Source organism: Bacteroidota bacterium (genome assembly GCA_016721765.1).
Classification (GTDB): Bacteria; Bacteroidota; Bacteroidia; order UBA4408; family UBA4408; genus UBA4408.
This window is the reverse complement of record JADKHO010000002.1, coordinates 117,962-136,468: the sequence shown is the minus strand read 5'-3', so window position 1 is coordinate 136,468 and position 18,507 is coordinate 117,962. Positions and strand designations below refer to the sequence as shown.

The window sequence follows — 18,507 nt, the reverse complement described above, 5'->3', positions numbered from 1 at the left end:
TTCTAAAAAATTGCACGATTCACACTTAGTTAAATAAAGCGCTTAGTTAATCATGAGCAGCTTAGTGTATTTTTTATTTATGATCATTACCGAAATGTAATACATGCCTACCGGGAGTTTATCATTTAGATTAAGCACTATTTGATGCAGGTTTTGAGGACTATTAAGATCATTTATAACGCATGCTCTCCCATATAAATCAAATATTGTAACAGAATAATTACCTGTAATATCAACATCAATAGCTAAGTTTAACAAACCATCTTTTTTGCATGGATTTGGGAATACAGAAAGCGAAAAATCATTATTTGCAAAGGAAACAGGAACAGAATTAGAATATGAGAAGCTTCCGTTAAAGTCGGTTTGCTTTAACCTATAATAATAATTGTTTGAGAGCGTTAGCAGATCAAATGAATGGTACTGAAGAGTACTCGTAGAATTGCCTGCTCCATAAATTACAGCGATGGGTTTCCAATCTGTGCCATTTAGGCTTTTTTCAATCGTAAAAAAATCATTATTATATTCTGATGAAGTAGTCCATTTCAATTCCACCCTATTCTCATCCAATTGTGCACTAAAACTTAAAAGGTTTATTGGTAGCGGGTTTGATAAAGCAGTTGAAGCAAGTGAAAAGGCAGAAAAATTGGTACTTGCAGCACCTGAAAGTATTGTTCCTACGGCAAGGGATCCGGTTGTACCTCCATTCCCACTATTATTCCATACGCTCCCATTCCACGAAACTACCCTTAACTCTGAAAGATTTGTAACACCGCAACTTCGAGTATCCCAACTTAGTTTTACGGCTAAATTCCCGTTGCCAATAGTCCTGAGTAGCATCCAATACTCGCATTGCGAAATGTGTTGAATGCTAATATCCATGTTAATAGAGTCATAAATAATGGTAGGGTTACTTTGAAAATACTCAGCCTTAAATTGATTTAGGGTACTAATGCCCACGCCAATAGAAATTGGTGCATAAACTGAATTCTTTCCTACCGGAAAAGTAAATGCTTGTTTTCCTGTTTTATAAACCGGCCCGGATACAAAACTTAAATAGCTGGCTCCACTTGTTGTAGCGGCATTTATAAAGTATAAATTGCAATTTGTTGTAGCATATATAATCCCAAGAATAAAATTAAGGGAATTAAATATTTGAACATTTGCATGGAGTGTTAAGCCTTGGCTATTGTTAAGTTCTGCGTTATAAAAAATTTCAGTATGGGTAGGATGTGAGAGAACTATATGTTGATTAGCGGCACCATCAAATACAACTTTACCATTGTTTTGATTAAATGAACCCAGAGTTACTGAATTTAAATTTGTCCAGTTTCCAGCAATATTTATTTGGTAAAAACTTGAACTGCTTACATCTAATTTGCAGCTGGAGCTTGCACCAATCAATAAGTTGCCATTCACATCTAAATTGCAATTAAGTAACACATAGGCTAGAATTGTTACATTATAAAAATTGGCATTTCCCGAAATTTGCTGATTGGCAACAAATGAAATAGTTCCGCCATTGGGGTTGAATGTACCGGGAAGTGCATGAAATCCGGCACTCAACTCCAAATTCCCAACTGTAGAGTTAAATATTCCACCCCATAATTTAAAAGGGCCTTTGCTGGATATATCTCCGTCTGCACCAATAAATGTTCCAGCGGCTTGCGTATAACCTGCTAAGCCAATCGAAAGCGTATATCCTGGTAATAACTGAATTTTGCCTGCATACACATCCAAAAGACTAATTCCTGCAACCACAATATTCGTATCAATAATACAGAAGGAGGAATCAGTACTTTCAAAATAGGCTGTATCAATTGAGGTCGGGACTGATGCACCTGGAATTCCTGAACTCAAATACGCCCAATTTGAACTGCTATTCCAATTGCCTGAACCAACCCAATAGCGTGTTGCAGCTATTCCAAAAGAAGGAGCAACAAAGAAGATAAAGTAGAGAAGAAATGGTAGCTTTTTCAAAATAGAAATTGTACTACAAAATTCACACATGACAATTCAATTGTGTTACATAACATTTTTCATTTATTACATAATTCCAAATAAAAATGCCTTACGATGTGCAAGGCATTTTTAATTCGTGAATGAAATTTGTGACCTAATTTCTTATAGCTAAGCTTCAACTATTTTGCTTATTACTAAAAAAATAGTGATTTACAATTTACCATAGCAGTTAAGAACTCATTTTTGCAAACTCCATACGATTCATGTTATGGCATTCTACGGCACATTTACGACACACTTCAGCACATTTTAAACAGTGCTCAAGAGTGGTTTGTTTTTCGCATTCTAATGCACAGGTATTGCACATGTCTGCACAAAGACTGCAAATTTGTTTTGCAAACTCACTTGCGCTCGACATTGATTCCATTGCAAATAGGCACATGGCTGCACAATCGTGTGTTAACTTTATACACCGTGCCAGACTTTTAATATTCTCTTCATTCAGGCAAGTGCTTTCACAATGAGAACATTCTACTGCACAGTCGGAACAAGCAGTAATACAGTCTTGATATTTTTGTAAGCTCATACTAATTTAGTTTAGTTAATATTTATTTAAAATGCGAATAACCTTTTATTCAGCTGCTAATCGAATTGGAACAACTTTAAATTTTTCAGGAAACTGTTTAATTATGCCGTCAGAAATATAATCTGCTAGTTTTAAATTATCAGCGCGCAGTTTATCGTAGGCAACAATTTCGGCTTCATAATCTTTTCTGAATCGCAACACAATCACATCGTTGGTAAGTTTTAAATGATGGCTAAGAATTTTATTTAAATCATCGAGTGCCCATTTCGAATTTATTTTGTTTAGGTAAATCGCAATATCGGTAGCATTTGCTTGCCATCTACTAGCCAGTTCATCCGGTATATCGGTGTTATTTGCATTACATGCACGCATAACTTGTTCCGAAATAAAAGTATGAACAACTAACAGTTCGGTAAATTTATTACCTGCATCTTCTCCAAAATAAGGTTTGATGCTGTTTCCGATTTCTGTTTGATTAAATAATAATCTTTTTTCGGTTGGATCTATTCCGGGTAAGTTATCAGCAATGCATAATATTAGGTTTCGATTCCATGTACTTTGTTCTTCCCATAATTTTCTGGTAGCTGCTTTAAAAGCCGTTGCAGAATTTAATACAAATGCTCTTTTGGAACTAGTAACTTTTGCTGATGCATTCTCGGGTAGAACAAGTAACAATAAAATTAAGATAGAATACGGTTTGAAGAAACAGAAAAATTGGTTGTTGGGCGTTGTTGAACTAAACTTTTCGATGGAGGCGTACATGTAAATTCAGCATTAGGTTTGTAGCCTCAAAGTTGCACACTACCTATTTTGCAATTGTTACATAACTCTGCATATCTCTTATAAAATTCACAGCACACAAAAATATTTTCAACTTACTTAAAGACTATATTTTTGCTCGATAAATTCTCTTCCACCATTTAACACATTCGTACCAAATAACACAAATAAAGCCAACTCCGGCGCTTAAAAATACCGCAGTACCAGGCAATACTTCAAATTCGAAAAATACCGTTAGTGGTTTCACATATAAAATTAAACCCGAAATTATTACCGTAATACATATTATTAATACCACTAAATTATTTTTATACAGAAGTGTAGTGAATATGGAATAGTAAAATGAACGATTAATTAAGGTTAGGAATATATTTGAACTAATTAGTGTAATAAATACCATCGTGCGCGTAGCCTGTTCGTCGCAACCCGTCTGAACCGCATACTGATATGTAAATAAAGTTCCAACTGTTATAACAATTCCTTGCACAATACTCGTTGCTAATTCTTTCCAACTAAAAAAAGTGGTGGTAAACGGCCTTGGTTTTTGAATCATTAAATTTTTCTCAAAAGGTTCATTCTCGTATATGATGGAACAGGTTGGCCCCATGATCAACTCTAAAAATATTACATGTATGGGTGAAAAAATGTTGGGATAAATCCATCCTAAGGCTAATGGAATAAATACGGTTAGTATAATCGGAATATGGATTGAAATAATGTATTGAATTGCCTTTTTTAGGTTAGTATAAATTTTTCTCCCCATTGCCACAGCATCCACCATTTTGGAAAGGTCATCCTCCAATAAAATTAAGGAGGCGGCTTGTTTGGCTATTTCGGTTCCCTTTTTTCCCATTGCAATTCCTATATGAGCAGCTTTTAAAGCAGGTCCGTCATTTACGCCATCGCCGGTCATGGCAACTATTTCATTGTGATTTTTTAAGGCAGTAATTATTTTAAGTTTTGCTTCCGGAAACATTCTGGTAAATATATTATTGTTCACTACCACTTCATTTAAATCAGCATCTGACAGCTTCATTAATTCGTCACCGGAAATGCTTTTCTCGAAACCCTTGAATCCAATTTGTTTGGCAATTGAAATAGTGGTAGCTGCATTGTCGCCGGTAATAATTTTAACTGCAATACCCGCCTTATAAAAATCTTCCAACACCTTTTGTATGTTGTGCTTGGGAGGATCGTAAAATGCAACTAAACCTAAGAATTCAAATTTGAATTCTTCCTGTTTCAATGGATAGCTTGTTCCCTCAAAGTTTGCTTCTCCGACTCCCAGAATACGATATCCTTCAACTGCCAAAACATGAATGGCATCAATAATTTCTTGTTTCTGCTGTTCGGTTAAGTTGCAAACTGTTAAAAGTGCTTCAGGGGCGCCTTTGGCTGCAATGATTTTTTTATCCTTATCGTTCCCGAAAATATGCGTCATCATCGGAGGCTTTCCGCTCAAAGCATACTCATGAATCATTTTATAATGTGGTCGCTCATCTGTGCCTGCCGAATTCTTATAGGCAGCGTGCAGTTCAACTTCCATTGGGTCAAACGGAATAGTCTCACTCGCAAACATAGCGATGCGAAGCAATTCTTTATCTGATGCAGATGCCATGGATTCAGGCGTTGTAAATGTTTTACTTTTCCAAACAAATAACTTTGCCAAACGCATGTTATTTTCGGTAAGGGTTCCGGTTTTATCTGTACAAATTACAGTAGCACTACCAAGCGTTTCAACAGTTTTCATTTGTTTTACAACAACTCCCATTTTCATCAGGCGCCAAGCACCAAGAGCCATAAATGTGGTAAAGGCAACCGGAATTTCTTCGGGCATAATACTCATCGCCAAGGTAAGTGAGCGTAAGAGACTGTCAAGAAAGACGCGTGAATGAAGGTAATTTATACCCCAAACTACCGCAAAAACAAGCGCACCGCCCATCATCATCTTCTTAACAAAATTGCTGATTTGCAATTCAAGTGGCGTTTTTTCTTCCTCAATACTTTCAAGGCTCTTACCAATTTTACCCAGTTTTGTTAAATTGCCTATTGCTGTAATGGTTGCAATTGCCAAGCCACTCGCAACGGCTGTTCCTTTATAAATCAGATTATTGTCCTTGGATTTATCCTTAAACACCGGCATCGATTCACCGGTTAAGATCGATTCGTTTACAGAAAAATCATTCGATTGAATAATGATTCCGTCGGCTGTTATTGATGTTCCTTCTTCTACCAATAAGCTATCTCCCACCACCAATTCTTCACTTCCAATTTGTATCAGTTTACCATCTCGATAAACTTTGCATTTGGCTTGGCTAAACTGTTTAAGTTTTTCTAAAGCATTTTTGCTTCTTGAATCTTGATATAATGAAATGGCAGCTGAAAAAAGAATTGCTGCTAACATAAAAATCCCATCGCTTGTTTTGCCACTGGTAAAATAAATTGTGGCCGCTACCAATAGCATCAATACCATCGGTTCGAGAAGGATATTCTTAACACGAATTAAAAATGTATTTTCCTTTTTGTACTGAAGTGTATTTGTACCAAATTTAGTTCGCGCCTCCAGCACTTGCGCCGCGCTTAACCCCGGAATATTGAATTGATTTTCTGACACTTTATGTTGAATTTATTTACGCTTTGCGAAGGTTAATTTCCATCAAAATTATAAAGCAAAAACAGATAATTTTTTCGCTTTAAAAATGAATACCGTCAATACTCCCCAAACCGTTATTAGAAAGCCCAAATAGTTAATACTTGGCTGTATCATGGCTTGCGAAGTAAATGCAATATCAATGGTTGAATGAAATATAGCACAAATAAGTAAACTACCTTTTGATGAATTATACAACCAAGTTAATAGAATACTCCCCGTAAGCAAGCTCAGCACCCATCCCACAATCGCCATCACATCCATATCCATATATCCCGGCCGATAAAAGAAGAGTGGAATATGCCACATGGCCCATACAATTGTTAATACACAACTCGCTGATAATGCATTCATTTTTGTATGCAAAAAGGGTAGCGCAATGCCTCGCCAGCCAACTTCTTCACCAAAACCGAAAAAAAGTAAATTGTAAACAACTAGGCTGGGTATGCTAAAATTCGGAAATTCTTTTGAGGTAAAAAGATCGATTGAATTGGGAGTCACATTATGCATAATTGAAGTAGCAAGTAGTGCACAATATCCAAGAATTGTTGGTGCAAATGCTGCAATTAACAAATAAAGGATTGGTCGTACTTTAATACAGCATTGCAAAAGCAATTTTATTCCTGCTCCCCTTTTATATATGAAGGTGGTAATAAATGCAGCCATTAGTGGCCCAAGAGCGCCAATGGCATGGTGGTAAGGAATAATTGGTAAGGTATAAATTCCAACAGTTGGTCCGTATAAGGGAAGCCAAATCAACCAAGAAATAGAATAAGCCAACACACAAAACAGTAGAAATTGTTTCATGCTTATTTCCAAATTTTAAAATTTAAATTAAATTTTTTCAATTGTATGAGGGAGCGCCAATCCACAAATAGCAATGCAAATAGTAGCAGTATTCCAAAGGAGAAACTGCTGATAGACTTCCACGATAAAGCAGAGTGCATGATGCTGTCAAAGTTTTCGGCAGCATATTTACCGAAAAAAACGGCGAGAGTATCACTGGTAAATTTGCCAACAAAAAAAGCGGGGATAATATAAATAGGCTTAATCTTAGCCATACCTGCCGCTAAAAACAAGGGAGTAGTTGGTAATGGTAAAAGTGAATAGGCAAGAATAACCGCCTGACTCTTCCAACCTTTTTCTTTTAGTTTACTACCCAAAAATACAACGTCTTCATTTTTGGAGTTTTTAAATATTTTATCCGCCAAGAGCGGGATGTAAAGGGTGAGTGTAAATCGACCAAACACAGAACCAACAACACCAACACATATAACCCACCAAGGATTAAGCTGAAAGTAAATTTGCAAGGGTACCATGATGGCAAAAGCCGGAGGAAAAGGAAAGGGAACTACATCAAATAAAAATGCACCCAAAAAAACCAAGAAATATTGCCACCACATAAATTGTTTTGTAAGCAAAGGTAATACTAGTAATACAATTCACTAGAATTAATTTAATCGAAAAAATTAATTTGCGCCTTTTGTTGCATCAAAATTGGCTGTCTTTTTATTCTTTGATTTTATCTCTGCTCCACTTTTAATTTCGAATTTAATTTGAATTTCGGGTTGAATCTTCGGTTTTGAAAATTTAAGCGAATTGCCAATCAAGTTATTAATAACCTGACTAAACTGGAATCGAATTATTTTTGCAAAACAAAATCCGTTGCAACTGATTATTGCTCGCTTGTCTTTAATGGTTTCGTCGTAATCGGCAATTACCTCCCCAACAATTTTTGAAAGGTTGGTTTTTTCAAATTTTTGATCGCCACTTTTTGCACGCGCATATACCAGCAAATCTTCAATCAAATCTTGCATTCTTTTGGCAATGTGATTGGTGCGGTGCAGGTAATTTTTTCCTTCCGGAGATAAGTTTTTTTCTTCTTCCGCAAGCAAAACCGTTACAAAATTCTTGATTTTACGCAATGGTTCTTGCAAATCGTGACTCGATACATAGGTGAAGGTAGTCAAATCTTCGTTGGCAATGAGTAATTCTGCTGCCCGCTTTTCTTTTTCTTTGTTTTGATAGGCTAATTCTTTATTTGCAATTATTAATTCAGCAGCTCGCTTTCCTTTCTCTTTGCTTTGAAATGCCAATTCCTTATTGGCTATTATGAGCTCGGCAGCACGCTTTCCTTTTTCCTTATTTTGAAATGCAAGCTCTTTGTTGGCAACAATAAGCTTTGCTGCCTTTTTTTCCTTTTCCTTATTTTGAAAGGCAAGTTCCTTATTAGCAATAATCAATTCAGCAGCACGTTTACCCTTTTCTTTATTTTGAAATGCCAATTCTTTATTTGCAATAATCAATTCGGCAGCACGTTTTCCTTTTTCTTTATTTTGGTAAGCTAATTCTTTGTTTGCAACAATGAGTTTAGCAGCTTTCTTTTCTTTTTCTTTATTTTGAAAAGCCAATTCTTTATTGGCTACAATTAATTCAGCAGCTCGTTTTCCTTTTTCCTTATTTTGAAAGGCAAGTTCTTTGTTGGCAATAATTAATTCGGCTGCGCGTTTCCCCTTTTCCTTGTTTTGAAAAGCCAGTTTTTTATTTGCAACAATAAGCTCGGCTGCTCGCTTTCCTTTCTCTCTAGATTGCAATGCCAACTTATTCTTTGCAATACTTAATGCAGTTTTCATGTACTATTGTGTGTCTTAATTTAAGTGTGTAATTATTAACTCAGTATAAAGTTATCGCGACTGGGTTGTAATGTGTTTATAGTAAGCAGTTTAAGCGCTTTGGAAATTATTTTTAACAGGGGATCAAAATCACATTTTTTGATGTAATAATGCGCCCCATTTTTATACAACTCGTCTGCAATATCTCTATGCAGGGAGGTGGAATAAATTATAACCGGTAAGGTTTCAAGAAGTTTATTCTGCCTAATTTCTTTTAAACACTCAGAACCATTTTTTCGAGGCATATTAAGATCTAGAAATAAAACATGGGGCAAGTCTCGTACATTCTGATTTAAAAAATCCATCAATTGCTCTCCATCCTCAGCTGTTGTAAGCAAGTACTTTAAATCCAATTTATGCAAGGCTTTATTAAAAAAGAATCGGTCATCCTGATCATCATCTGCCAGCATAATTTTTAGCAGCTTGGCTTCGCTTGTTTCAGTTGGGTATAACACGGTTTTAATCAGATAACAAGGAACCTGTATTAGTTCCCCGTACTTTTAAGCAACATGTGGAAGTATTATATTGTCGATGATTCGATCCAAGGCTAGTTTTATTACTTCTTTCAGCTTTTCGAAGTTATCGGGTTTGCGAATGTAGTCTTGCGCGCCTATTTTCTGCAGTGTTTCTATCATGTTCTTTTCATAATTGAAATCCTTAGTGTAAGAAGTTGAAAACATGATGACCGGTATGTTCTTTAATACTTGATTTTCCTTGATTTCAGAAAGACATTCAAATCCGTTTTTTCGAGGCATGCTCAAATCCAAAAATAAAACATCCGGTAAATTTGCTGCGTGTTTTACGAGATACAGCATGAGCTGTTCGCCATCATTCACTGAATTAATTAAGGTGGGAATGCTTAGTTCTTTTAGGGCCTTTTCAAAAAAATAACGGTCATCTTTATCATCATCTGCTAACAGAATGGATAAGGGAGCTGTTTTTATTTTCGTTTTCACTTTTTGTAAATAGCTTGCTGAATTTGTGGAGTTATGTTCTATTCGCATTTTTAGCTGGGTTCAAAGTTGATACTATTAATTTGGTTCTGATTATAAAGAGTATAAAAAAGATTATATAATTCACACATTTCTTTTCTGCTCATTTCAATGTTTTGATTGCTTATTTCTTTTCGCTCACCACAATCGCAATTCCTCCGGCAAACAAGAGTACTGCAATAATTGGAGGCCAACTGAATGAAAACGCTTGTTCATTATAAATCTTTACCGGACCGGCATCCACAATTTTTCTTGCACTCATCCAATCATAAGCGCTGTATATCAGCATAAGTATTCCAATGCATACACTGATAATTCCAACTGTTTTTCGTTTTGCCATTTGCTTTTTATTAACTGATACAAATTTCGTATCAATACTTTTTTAAACTCTTATGTTATCTTTTATTTATGTTTCACAATTCATTGAACAAAAGCGTTTCAGTTAAGCCTTACACATGCTTTGCATAAACAAAATTTAGCTCATTAAAACTAAATTAGGAAGTAATATGCAACAAGTTGTATGTCCTAAATTAGGATCTCATTAATGAAAGCAAAATATTGGCAAGTCAGCGATATGCCGGGAATACTGATTAAGTTGATTGAACAATAAAAAGTTGTGTTTGTAAAATCGTTACTTTAAGAATGCTTTTAAAAGGATTGGTTCTGTTTGTAATCGTTGGAGATTTAGTGACAACTCAAAATCAGTTGGCCGAAAATGTCTGATTATTGACCTTCATTTACTAGTTTTAGTAGTTAATATTGCAACTCAAATTCTTGCAATATGACAACAAAATTTACTTTCCTCCTTTTACCTCAAATTCATTTACTTGATTTAGCAGGCCCTGATCAAGCCATTCATGAAGCAATGGACTATGGTGCTGATTTCGAAATTGAATATTGTTCCTTAGAAAACAATATTGTCTCCACTGCAGGATTACCGCTTGGCAAGGTAAAAAGTTATAAAAGCTGTAAATTAAAAAAGGGAGACTATTTGTTTATTCCTGGTTCAAATTTCACCTATTTAACCTCGCTCCCATTTAAGAAGCAAAAGGATTTATTAAATTGGATAGTTATGCAACATGCAAATGGAGTAACGCTTTGCAGTATTTGTGCGGGTGCTTTTGTTTTGGCTGAATGTGGCTTATTAGATGGAATTAATTGTACTACACATTTCAAAAAAACAAAAGAGCTGCAGCAGCTGTATCCAGAAGCTAAAGTGCAGGAAAATATTTTATTCACGCATCAAAATGGCATCTATACCAGTGCCGGAATTGCCTCCGGAATTGATTTAACCTTGCACATTATTGAACAGCTAAAAGGTAGCTATTTTGCCCATTTGGTGGCGCGTGAACTGGTGGTATACAAGCGCAGAAATGGCGCTGCATCTCAAGAAAGTGAATTACTCAAATTTCGAAACCACATTCATGCAGGTATACACAAAGCCCAGGATTTTATTCTAAAAAATATAAAGAAAAAGTTTTCGATTGGTGAATTAGCGGATGTTGCAGGAATGAGTGAACGAAATTTTACCCGAGTATTTAAAAAGGAAACCGAGATAACTGTCAACCACTTTATCAATCTCATCCGAAAGGAAAAAATTAGTGAACTCATGAAGAACCCTGATTTATCACGAATCGAAATCGCAAACAAGGTTGGATTAAGCAGTGATAAACAAATGATGCGTATTTATAAAAGCAAATGATGAAACTATTTTTTTCCTTCCTGCTTCAACTCTGTTTACCTATTCTTGCTTTTTCGCAAGAGATAGATGTGTTGCACCTGGCATTAAATTTAAAATTTGATTGGCAAAAAAGACAAGCCTATGGCACAGCTGAAATAACTGCAAGAGTTCTAAATACATCCAATATACTCTTGTTAGATGCAGCAAAACTCCATATTGAGAGTGTGTACATAAAAAACAAAAAGTTGAAATTTGTATACAACGACAGTGCAGCCAAAAATGCACTTGCTTTATTGTTAGATAAAAATTGCCTTTCCGGTGATACGGTAAAAATTACCATTAACTATCACACAACTTACGAAAATAAATCTGATCCAAATGCCATATGGGGTAGTTTTGGTAAAGGTTTGCGCTTCTTTGAGCCTACCAGCACTACTCCCAACAAGCACAAACAAATTTGGTCGAGTGGTGAACCTGAGGGTAACAAATATTGGTTTCCTTGTAAGGAAGATATTGCCGACTTGCATACCACCGAAATAACTGCTACAGTAGAACTACCGCTTATGGTTATAAGCAATGGTAAATTAATTGAAACTATTGTTAATGCAGATAATACAAGAACTTTTCACTATGCTTCCAATGTATCATTTCCAAATTATTTGGTATCACTGGTGGTGGGAGAATATGTAGATGTAGTTCAAAAAACTGAGCGTGCAAGTATTCATAATTTTGCTTACTCGAATGAAATAGAGGCTGTAAAAGCAACCACCAAACTTTTGCCGGACATGCTGGCATTTTTGGAAGAAAAAACCGGATTCACATATCCTTTCAATCAGTATTCACAGGTGATGCTTCAAGATTACCCTTTCCCTGGCTTGAACGGTCAACACATGCTGGGAATGCTTTCCGATAATTACATCGATGATTATGGAGTACATCAGGATTTTAGCTACCTCTGGGATGGAATTGCCGTGCAAGCTCTCGCCGGACAATGGTTTGGGAATTTAATTTCACCTCAATCATGGGAGGATAATTGGCTAAATGCAGCTTTCGCCCAATATTTTGCCGGATGCTATACCGCAAAAAATAACACTAAAGATGAATATCTAAGTTACTATATACCCTTCGAAAAGGGAACTGTATTGGCAGATTGGCAATCAGGTTACAAGCATCCAATCCGAATTAATTTACAAAAGGATACAATTGGTTTTGTAAACGACAATTATGCTAAATACAGAGGAGCGCTTGTTTTACGTATGTTACAGAAAGAAGTAGGTGAAACAAATTGGTGGAATATTATTCACACCTATGTAAAAAAGTATGCCCACAAACAAGTTACAACTGACAATTTCATTGAGGTAGTCAATGCTGTCACAGGAAAGTCCTATCAATGGTTTTTTGAACAATGGGTAGATGCTATTGGCTTACCAGAATTTAAAGTAACACAAGTATATAACCTCCCGAAGAAAGAATTGGAATTGCATGTGTCGCAAACACAAAACCTCGATTCAACCAACAAGCAGCAACAAGTAGGATATTTTAAAGGAATGGTAGAAATTGAAATGGATAACAACATAAAACAAATTCAGCTCGAAGCAAAGCAGGAAAATGTGTTTACGTTTCATCTAACTGAATCTCCAAAAATGCTAAATTTTGATTGGGAAGAAACATGGATTTGTGAAACAAAATTTGAGAAAACAAAAGAAGAATATCTGTACCAGTTAGCAAACAGTAAATCAGTTTTAGCACGTCAAAAAGCAATGGATGCCCTTGTTGGCAGTGCAATGGATACCACTATTGATTTAACTTACAAAGCTAAAGTGGAAGCAGCATTTAAAAATGAAATACAATCAAATGCTTATTGGAGATATCGCATGTATGCATTGGGCGCCTTAAGAAAAATCAGCTCCAAAACTCCGAGCGCCGCTACAGAAGCATTGCTGTTAAACTTGATAAAAAATGAAAGTTCGTGGCTTAAAACTTCAGCAATTTCTTTTTTAGGCAATTCAGCAGACGCTAATTATGTCGATATCTATATAAATGCGTTAACAGATAAAAGCGACAGAGTAGTTAATGCAGCTGCTATTGCATTGGGAAAAACAAAAAGTCCGTTAGCATTTGAAACCTTGATAGCATTAGACAAAAAACCTTCTTGGAAAAGTCAAAGCCGAATTAGTGCCTTAAACGGACTTCAACAACTAGGAGATCCGCGCGCCTTAGAGTTTTCATTAAACTGCTTAAAGGATAATAAATCGCCACGATGGTATTTAGCAACACCGGTTTGGGATTATCCCTTTGCGGCTGTAAATACTATTTGTGCTTTAGAAAAAGCTGAAGCGGCCTACCCTATTCTTTTCGATCGCTTTACAAAATCTTTAATTGAAAATGATTTAAATGATATTTTTCAAAATGTGCAATTGCTAACTATGTTAGCCGATAGCCGCGGCAAGGAAGTTTATGCAGCATTGCGTATCAAATTTGCTGAAGATGCGCTGTTAATGGAAGCTATTCAGAATTATGAAAATCAGTATTTGGAAAATTTGAAAAAGTAACCGAATGAATTTCAAATCAAGCTATACGCCCAGATTTATCCGCTTTTTAGAGATACATGAATACTTTGAATGGAAAGTTAAAATTTATGGCATTTCAACTAAAACTACTGAAATTGCATATTCTAAATTATATCGTGTTAAGCAGGATCTTCCAAATTGGTTGAATAATTGCAAAACTCCCGGATACAAATCGCATCAGCATGCTACCCTAATTTTGCATCAGGGTGAAAAGGAATTTTTTGCTGTTCTAAGTTCTTGGATGGATGAAAATATGCTTCAAATTTGTGCATATAAGTTAGAAGCGAATGCGATTAAATTAATTTCAAAAAATGGGTGTGTAACCTGTGTGTGGGAACTAGCTGTAATTTGGCACGAGCGAAATGCTTGGGTTAAACATATTTTGATGCAAGCTCCTAATCCAAATTTTACAGCATATTTGGATGCTCAATTAAATGAACGTATTTAATTTTCTACAAACGCTATAGCTTTGATTTTTTGCAATTGCTCATTTTTTGACTTGATTTTCTATTTATAGCTACTAGTATTTTTGCATTTATATACCTAATTTGGCACTACAATAGTCGAAGCAAATTAATTCTTTATCAGTAGCATGGAACATAAAGCTAAATCCATTCGCCCCTTTATCGGTGCGAAAAATTATGATGTGTCAAGAAATTTTTACCGTGACCTTGGGTTCAAAGAAAATGTAATTTCTTCGAACATGTCTTATTTCAATTCCGGTAGTTTTGGTTTCTATTTGCAGGATGCATATGTAAAAGATTGGGTGGATAATACGATGGTTTTTATGGAAGTGGATAATGTTGCTCGTTTTTGGGAAGTAGTATCAAGCTTGAATCTCCCATCAAAATATAAAGAAATAAAGCTGTTGCCGGTGCGCAAATTGGATTGGGGTAGCGAATGTTTTATACACGATCCGTCAGGAGTTTTATGGCATGTAGGTGAATTTAATTTGATGTAGGATTTATTGTTAGTTGAACAATATGAAAATCAATGCAGACAACGACAGTTTCATTAAGGCGCTAACGTTTGAGCCATTAACAAAAAACAATTGGCTTAAATTCACAGCACTTTTTGGACCAAAAGGAGCCTGTGGAAATTGTTGGTGCATGTATTACCGTTTAAATAAAGCTGATTATGTGGAAGGCAAGACAAACGATGGAAATAAAAATGCAATGAAGGAATTGGTGTGGAACAAGGCCCCAACCGGTATGCTTGCGCTGTATGAAGGCGAAGCCATTGCTTGGTGTGCCTTTGCGCCGCGTGAAGATTTTATCAAACTTCAAAAATCAAGAGTGCATAAACCTATTGATGACAATGCCGTTTGGTCGATACCTTGTACTTTTATTTCCAAAGAATTCAGGCAGCAAGGCGTATCGGTTGCGTTATTAAAGGGACTTTGTGCTTATGCTAAATCACAAGGAATAAAAATTGTGGAGGCCTATCCTACCATCCCCACACAAGAAAAACTTCCGGATGCCTTTGCTTGGATTGGACTTTATAAATCTTTCGAAAGAGCCGGCTTCAAAATTGTAGATCAAACATCCAAAAATCGGCCAATGGTAAGGTATTACATCAACTAAAATCAAATCTCATGAAATCAAAAATTGGAACAAAAGAAAAACCATTACTGCTAAAAACTCCACCTTTAAGTTCGGAATATACCATGCATGTGGATGAAAAGGAAGGTAAAGAGATTCTTGTGTGCACCGTTGGAAAAACGGTATTGCATTATGACCTGCGTTGTTTAAGCGATTTGCATGAAATGCTAAAAAAGTATGGCGATTGGATGGAATTGGGAAGCGCAGACGAACAAAAGCCAGCAAAGGAAGGAACGGTGGAAGCTTGGGGACGCTCCGAAAAAAATCCTGTAAAAGGATGGTATGGTTTAAAGAAGGGACTGCGCGGACGATTTGGAATGTACATTCCGCCTTTAATGGAAAAATTGGGATGGGTAGAACTAACGCATGATGCCAAAGGAAATAAAATGCGGGCGAAATAAATTTAATGTATTAGCTGAACCATATCCGCTGTAATGTTGGACCCTACGCTACAAATACTAGTAAATCAATACGATTTAAATTTTGCTTACGCTCAAAAATTAGTAGAGGATGTAAGCGCTGAGCAGATGACTACTATTCCCGCTGTTGGATTGGTAAATCATCCGGCATTTACGCTTGGCCATTTAGTTTCTGGAGCCGCATTATTGGCAGAAGATTTGGGAGCAACATTGGTAATGCCTGACGGATGGGATTTACTTTTTTTACGAAAGGGCCCCGGTGACCCGCGTTTACCGGATACCGATGCAAGCAAATATCCCGCTAAGGAATTACTTTTGCAAGAATTAAAGCAGCAACACGAAAAAGTAAAGCGCTTGTTTCTTGCGCTTGATAAAACAAAGTTGAAGCATAATTTCAATTGGCGATTTTCCGCTTACCTACCTACACTTTTAGATATGATTTGTTTTATGTGCATCAATCACGAAGCCATGCACCTGGGGCAGTTGGCGGCTTGGCGGAGAGAGATGAAATTACCATCTGCTTTAGCAAAACTCTGAGCGATATAATCTACAAACTGAATATTCCATTATTTTTGATAGGGCAAGCAACGTTTTCATCAAAACAGTTGTCAACCATGTAATTCGCATTTGCGTGAATGAATCTGAACTGGTTAAAGCTTGTTTAAAAGGTAAGCGCGATTCACAAAAGCAGCTTTATGAGCACTTTGCACCTAAAATGCTTGGTGTATGCTATCGGTATGCCCATTCGAGAGAAGAAGCGGAGGATTTTTTACAAGATGCTTTTATCACCATTTTTAGAAAACTACACCAATGGGAAAAGAGAGGAGAATTGGGTGCCTGGATTCGAAGAATTGTAATTAATACTGCATTAAATGGCATTAAATCGCGTCACCCATTTAATGATTCGCAGGGTGGACTGCCTATTGAGCAAATTAGTGATACTAAGGTGGTGGTTCACCCCTTCCGGGAAAAGGAATTGATTGAGCTGATACAACAATTGCCTACCGGCTACAAAGCCGTTTTTAATTTATACGCAATTGAAGGGTATTCGCATGAAGAAATTGGAATGCTACTTGGAATTAAAGCGGCGACTTCGCGCTCACAATACATGAAGGCAAGAAATATGCTGCTTCAAAAACTAAGTGCTGAACATAAAATAAGTAATGATGCTTCAAGAACAGGAAGATTTGAACAAGGAGTTTAAAAGTTCCTTCGAGAACTTTTCAATTGAACCTTCCGCCTCCATTTGGGAGAAAGTTGAAGCAGATATTCGTTTGCGTGAAAGAAAAAGGAGAATAATTATATTTTTTTTCACAACCATTGCCTTGCTTAGTGGAGGGCTGCTGCTATATTATATTGGGAATCCTGCTCCCATTCAAACTACTGTTACGCATAAAAAAATAAAGCAAGCAGCTACTAATACTGAAAATGCAACCATTCAAAATGCTACTTCTTTGCTTCAAAATTCTACGCTAGAAAAAGCCAATGCCTCTCATGCACGGAATAGGCAAGATTCAAAATATCAATCGGAAAATGTTAGTAGTTTACCTGCCATCATACAAAAAACTGCGCAAGCAAGCAACGAGAAGCCGTTTCATTATCCACAACCTCAGACACAAAGCCCAATTACTAAACATGATACCACGGGAAATGTAGTTTTAACAGTACAAAATTTTGTAAAAAGCAATTTAGAAGTTCAAGAAATTTTGGAAAAACCGCTGACAATCATTTCAATTGATTCGATACCGAAAAGCAGGGATAGCATAACAGTCAAAACCAATGATTCTATATCTACTGACGTATTGATGCTTTCAGTAAAAGATAGTGTTTTACAAAACGACAAAAAAAGCAGATGGAGCATTGGAATTGGCGTATCTCCTGCAATGAGTTTTGTAAAACATAAGGAAAAAGGTTCATATCAAATTGTAGCAGCTTATCGGGATTCAACTGATAAACCTACTGTGCAACTAAATTATCAGGTGTATGTGAACTATGAGCCGGTTCCAAAAATCGAAATCTACAGCGGAATTATGTATGTGCAATTGGCGCAAAAAATCAAAAATCAACAAGCAGTTTATTTTTATGACTCAAGTAAAGTAACTACCTCCCCTACACCAATAGTTACAGTACATCGAGCCTTTTACAACATTAATGACAAACAAGATGGAAATACGTTAAATAAATTCACCTATGTTGCCGTTCCGCTTGGATTGCGTTATCAACTCTACAAGAAATCTAAGATTAGCTTTTACTTGGTGCCGGAAATGGCTTATCATAAACTCATACTTGTGAAAGGATATCGTTATGATTTTGAAAATTTCGAATATGTTTCTATTCGGAAAGTAGATTTAAAAGCTTCTTCCTTTAGTTATGGAGGCGGCATTTCAATTAATTATGCAATCAATAATCACCTGCAATTTGAGATTGTCCCGACCTATAAAAATTTCAGCAAATCTATTTATATAGCCGCTTATCCTTACAGCGAGCGCTTCCAGCAATATGCAGTGCAATTAAATTTGCGATACATGTTAAACTAAATTTTTGTTCAAGCAGCGTTTTCATCTTTTGGACTGTCATGTTTAATGAAGTTGTAAAGC

Annotated in this window: 19 protein-coding genes; 9 read left to right on the top strand and 10 right to left on the bottom strand. The window is 36.1% G+C overall.

The window, feature by feature from the left end; genetic code table 11:
- Positions 1 to 42 precede the first annotated feature (42 nt).
- The 10 genes from IPP32_08980 to IPP32_08935 all read right to left on the bottom strand — a co-directional run bounded on the left by IPP32_08980 (position 43) and on the right by IPP32_08935 (position 9,979).
- A complete protein-coding gene (locus IPP32_08980) occupies positions 43 to 1,977 on the bottom strand; it encodes a T9SS type A sorting domain-containing protein (protein MBL0048210.1) in 1,935 nt (644 codons plus the stop codon).
- A 211-nt stretch (positions 1,978 to 2,188) separates the two neighbouring features.
- Positions 2,189 to 2,545: a four-helix bundle copper-binding protein gene (locus IPP32_08975; protein ID MBL0048209.1), complete on the bottom strand. Its 357-nt coding sequence runs from the start codon at positions 2,543 to 2,545 to the stop codon at positions 2,189 to 2,191.
- Between the two features lie 45 nt (positions 2,546 to 2,590).
- Positions 2,591 to 3,307: a glycosyltransferase gene (locus IPP32_08970; GenBank protein ID MBL0048208.1), complete on the bottom strand. Its 717-nt coding sequence runs from the start codon at positions 3,305 to 3,307 to the stop codon at positions 2,591 to 2,593.
- A 124-nt stretch (positions 3,308 to 3,431) separates the two neighbouring features.
- A complete protein-coding gene (locus tag IPP32_08965; GenBank protein MBL0048207.1) occupies positions 3,432 to 5,939 on the bottom strand; it encodes a cation-translocating P-type ATPase in 2,508 nt (835 codons plus the stop codon).
- Between the two features lie 48 nt (positions 5,940 to 5,987).
- Complete coding sequence (locus IPP32_08960) at positions 5,988 to 6,782, bottom strand: CPBP family intramembrane metalloprotease (protein ID MBL0048206.1); 795 nt, start codon at positions 6,780 to 6,782, stop codon at positions 5,988 to 5,990.
- A gap of 2 nt (positions 6,783 to 6,784) precedes the next feature.
- Positions 6,785 to 7,378, bottom strand: coding sequence for a hypothetical protein (locus IPP32_08955; protein ID MBL0048205.1), 594 nt, complete (start codon positions 7,376 to 7,378; stop codon positions 6,785 to 6,787).
- Between the two features lie 66 nt (positions 7,379 to 7,444).
- Positions 7,445 to 8,608 (bottom strand): two-component sensor histidine kinase, encoded by a 1,164-nt coding sequence (locus IPP32_08950; GenBank protein MBL0048204.1) that lies wholly within the window; start codon positions 8,606 to 8,608, stop codon positions 7,445 to 7,447.
- Between the two features lie 35 nt (positions 8,609 to 8,643).
- Entirely contained in the window at positions 8,644 to 9,057 is a 414-nt protein-coding gene (locus IPP32_08945) for a response regulator (protein ID MBL0048203.1), read from the bottom strand.
- A gap of 90 nt (positions 9,058 to 9,147) precedes the next feature.
- On the bottom strand, positions 9,148 to 9,651 hold the full coding sequence (locus IPP32_08940; protein ID MBL0048202.1) for a response regulator: 504 nt from the start codon (positions 9,649 to 9,651) through the stop codon (positions 9,148 to 9,150).
- 112 nt (positions 9,652 to 9,763) lie between these two features.
- Positions 9,764 to 9,979 carry a hypothetical protein gene (locus IPP32_08935; GenBank protein MBL0048201.1) on the bottom strand — a complete coding sequence of 72 codons (216 nt, stop codon included), beginning with the start codon at positions 9,977 to 9,979 and terminating at the stop codon, positions 9,764 to 9,766.
- A 441-nt stretch (positions 9,980 to 10,420) separates the two neighbouring features.
- On the opposite strand from IPP32_08935, the gene IPP32_08930 reads away from it, so the two are divergent.
- The 9 genes from IPP32_08930 to IPP32_08890 all read left to right on the top strand — a co-directional run bounded on the left by IPP32_08930 (position 10,421) and on the right by IPP32_08890 (position 18,447).
- Positions 10,421 to 11,341 (top strand): DJ-1/PfpI family protein, encoded by a 921-nt coding sequence (locus IPP32_08930; protein ID MBL0048200.1) that lies wholly within the window; start codon positions 10,421 to 10,423, stop codon positions 11,339 to 11,341.
- Positions 11,338 to 13,872 carry a hypothetical protein gene (locus tag IPP32_08925; protein MBL0048199.1) on the top strand — a complete coding sequence of 845 codons (2,535 nt, stop codon included), beginning with the start codon at positions 11,338 to 11,340 and terminating at the stop codon, positions 13,870 to 13,872. Before IPP32_08930 ends, IPP32_08925 begins: the two co-directional genes overlap by 4 nt.
- 4 nt (positions 13,873 to 13,876) lie before the next feature.
- A complete protein-coding gene (locus IPP32_08920) occupies positions 13,877 to 14,338 on the top strand; it encodes a hypothetical protein (protein MBL0048198.1) in 462 nt (153 codons plus the stop codon).
- Positions 14,339 to 14,482: 144 nt separating this feature from the next.
- Entirely contained in the window at positions 14,483 to 14,851 is a 369-nt protein-coding gene (locus tag IPP32_08915) for a glyoxalase (GenBank protein MBL0048197.1), read from the top strand.
- 22 nt (positions 14,852 to 14,873) lie between these two features.
- Entirely contained in the window at positions 14,874 to 15,473 is a 600-nt protein-coding gene (locus IPP32_08910) for a GNAT family N-acetyltransferase (GenBank protein MBL0048196.1), read from the top strand.
- 11 nt (positions 15,474 to 15,484) lie between these two features.
- Positions 15,485 to 15,892: a hypothetical protein gene (locus tag IPP32_08905; protein MBL0048195.1), complete on the top strand. Its 408-nt coding sequence runs from the start codon at positions 15,485 to 15,487 to the stop codon at positions 15,890 to 15,892.
- 33 nt (positions 15,893 to 15,925) lie between these two features.
- Positions 15,926 to 16,447, top strand: coding sequence for a DinB family protein (locus tag IPP32_08900; GenBank protein ID MBL0048194.1), 522 nt, complete (start codon positions 15,926 to 15,928; stop codon positions 16,445 to 16,447).
- A 94-nt stretch (positions 16,448 to 16,541) separates the two neighbouring features.
- Positions 16,542 to 17,114, top strand: coding sequence for an RNA polymerase sigma factor (locus IPP32_08895; protein ID MBL0048193.1), 573 nt, complete (start codon positions 16,542 to 16,544; stop codon positions 17,112 to 17,114).
- Positions 17,074 to 18,447 (top strand): hypothetical protein, encoded by a 1,374-nt coding sequence (locus tag IPP32_08890; GenBank protein MBL0048192.1) that lies wholly within the window; start codon positions 17,074 to 17,076, stop codon positions 18,445 to 18,447. The genes IPP32_08895 and IPP32_08890 overlap by 41 nt, the downstream gene beginning before the upstream one ends.
- Positions 18,448 to 18,507 lie beyond the last annotated feature (60 nt).

Bases quoted from the DNA above. Each gene is read 5' to 3' on its own strand.
- IPP32_08975 (MBL0048209.1), bottom strand. From the start codon at position 2,545: ATGAGCTTACAAAAATATCAAGACTGTATTACTGCTTGTTCCGACTGT.
- IPP32_08970 (MBL0048208.1), bottom strand. From the start codon at position 3,307: ATGTACGCCTCCATCGAAAAGTTTAGTTCAACAACGCCCAACAACCAA.
- IPP32_08960 (MBL0048206.1), bottom strand. From the start codon at position 6,782: ATGAAACAATTTCTACTGTTTTGTGTGTTGGCTTATTCTATTTCTTGG.
- IPP32_08955 (MBL0048205.1), bottom strand. From the start codon at position 7,378: ATGTGGTGGCAATATTTCTTGGTTTTTTTGGGTGCATTTTTATTTGAT.
- IPP32_08950 (MBL0048204.1), bottom strand. From the start codon at position 8,608: ATGAAAACTGCATTAAGTATTGCAAAGAATAAGTTGGCATTGCAATCT.
- IPP32_08945 (MBL0048203.1), bottom strand. From the start codon at position 9,057: ATGCTGGCAGATGATGATCAGGATGACCGATTCTTTTTTAATAAAGCC.
- IPP32_08940 (MBL0048202.1), bottom strand. From the start codon at position 9,651: ATGCGAATAGAACATAACTCCACAAATTCAGCAAGCTATTTACAAAAA.
- IPP32_08935 (MBL0048201.1), bottom strand. From the start codon at position 9,979: ATGGCAAAACGAAAAACAGTTGGAATTATCAGTGTATGCATTGGAATA.
- IPP32_08930 (MBL0048200.1), top strand. From the start codon at position 10,421: ATGACAACAAAATTTACTTTCCTCCTTTTACCTCAAATTCATTTACTT.
- IPP32_08925 (MBL0048199.1), top strand. From the start codon at position 11,338: ATGATGAAACTATTTTTTTCCTTCCTGCTTCAACTCTGTTTACCTATT.
- IPP32_08920 (MBL0048198.1), top strand. From the start codon at position 13,877: ATGAATTTCAAATCAAGCTATACGCCCAGATTTATCCGCTTTTTAGAG.
- IPP32_08915 (MBL0048197.1), top strand. From the start codon at position 14,483: ATGGAACATAAAGCTAAATCCATTCGCCCCTTTATCGGTGCGAAAAAT.
- IPP32_08910 (MBL0048196.1), top strand. From the start codon at position 14,874: ATGAAAATCAATGCAGACAACGACAGTTTCATTAAGGCGCTAACGTTT.
- IPP32_08905 (MBL0048195.1), top strand. From the start codon at position 15,485: ATGAAATCAAAAATTGGAACAAAAGAAAAACCATTACTGCTAAAAACT.
- IPP32_08900 (MBL0048194.1), top strand. From the start codon at position 15,926: ATGTTGGACCCTACGCTACAAATACTAGTAAATCAATACGATTTAAAT.
- IPP32_08890 (MBL0048192.1), top strand. From the start codon at position 17,074: ATGATGCTTCAAGAACAGGAAGATTTGAACAAGGAGTTTAAAAGTTCC.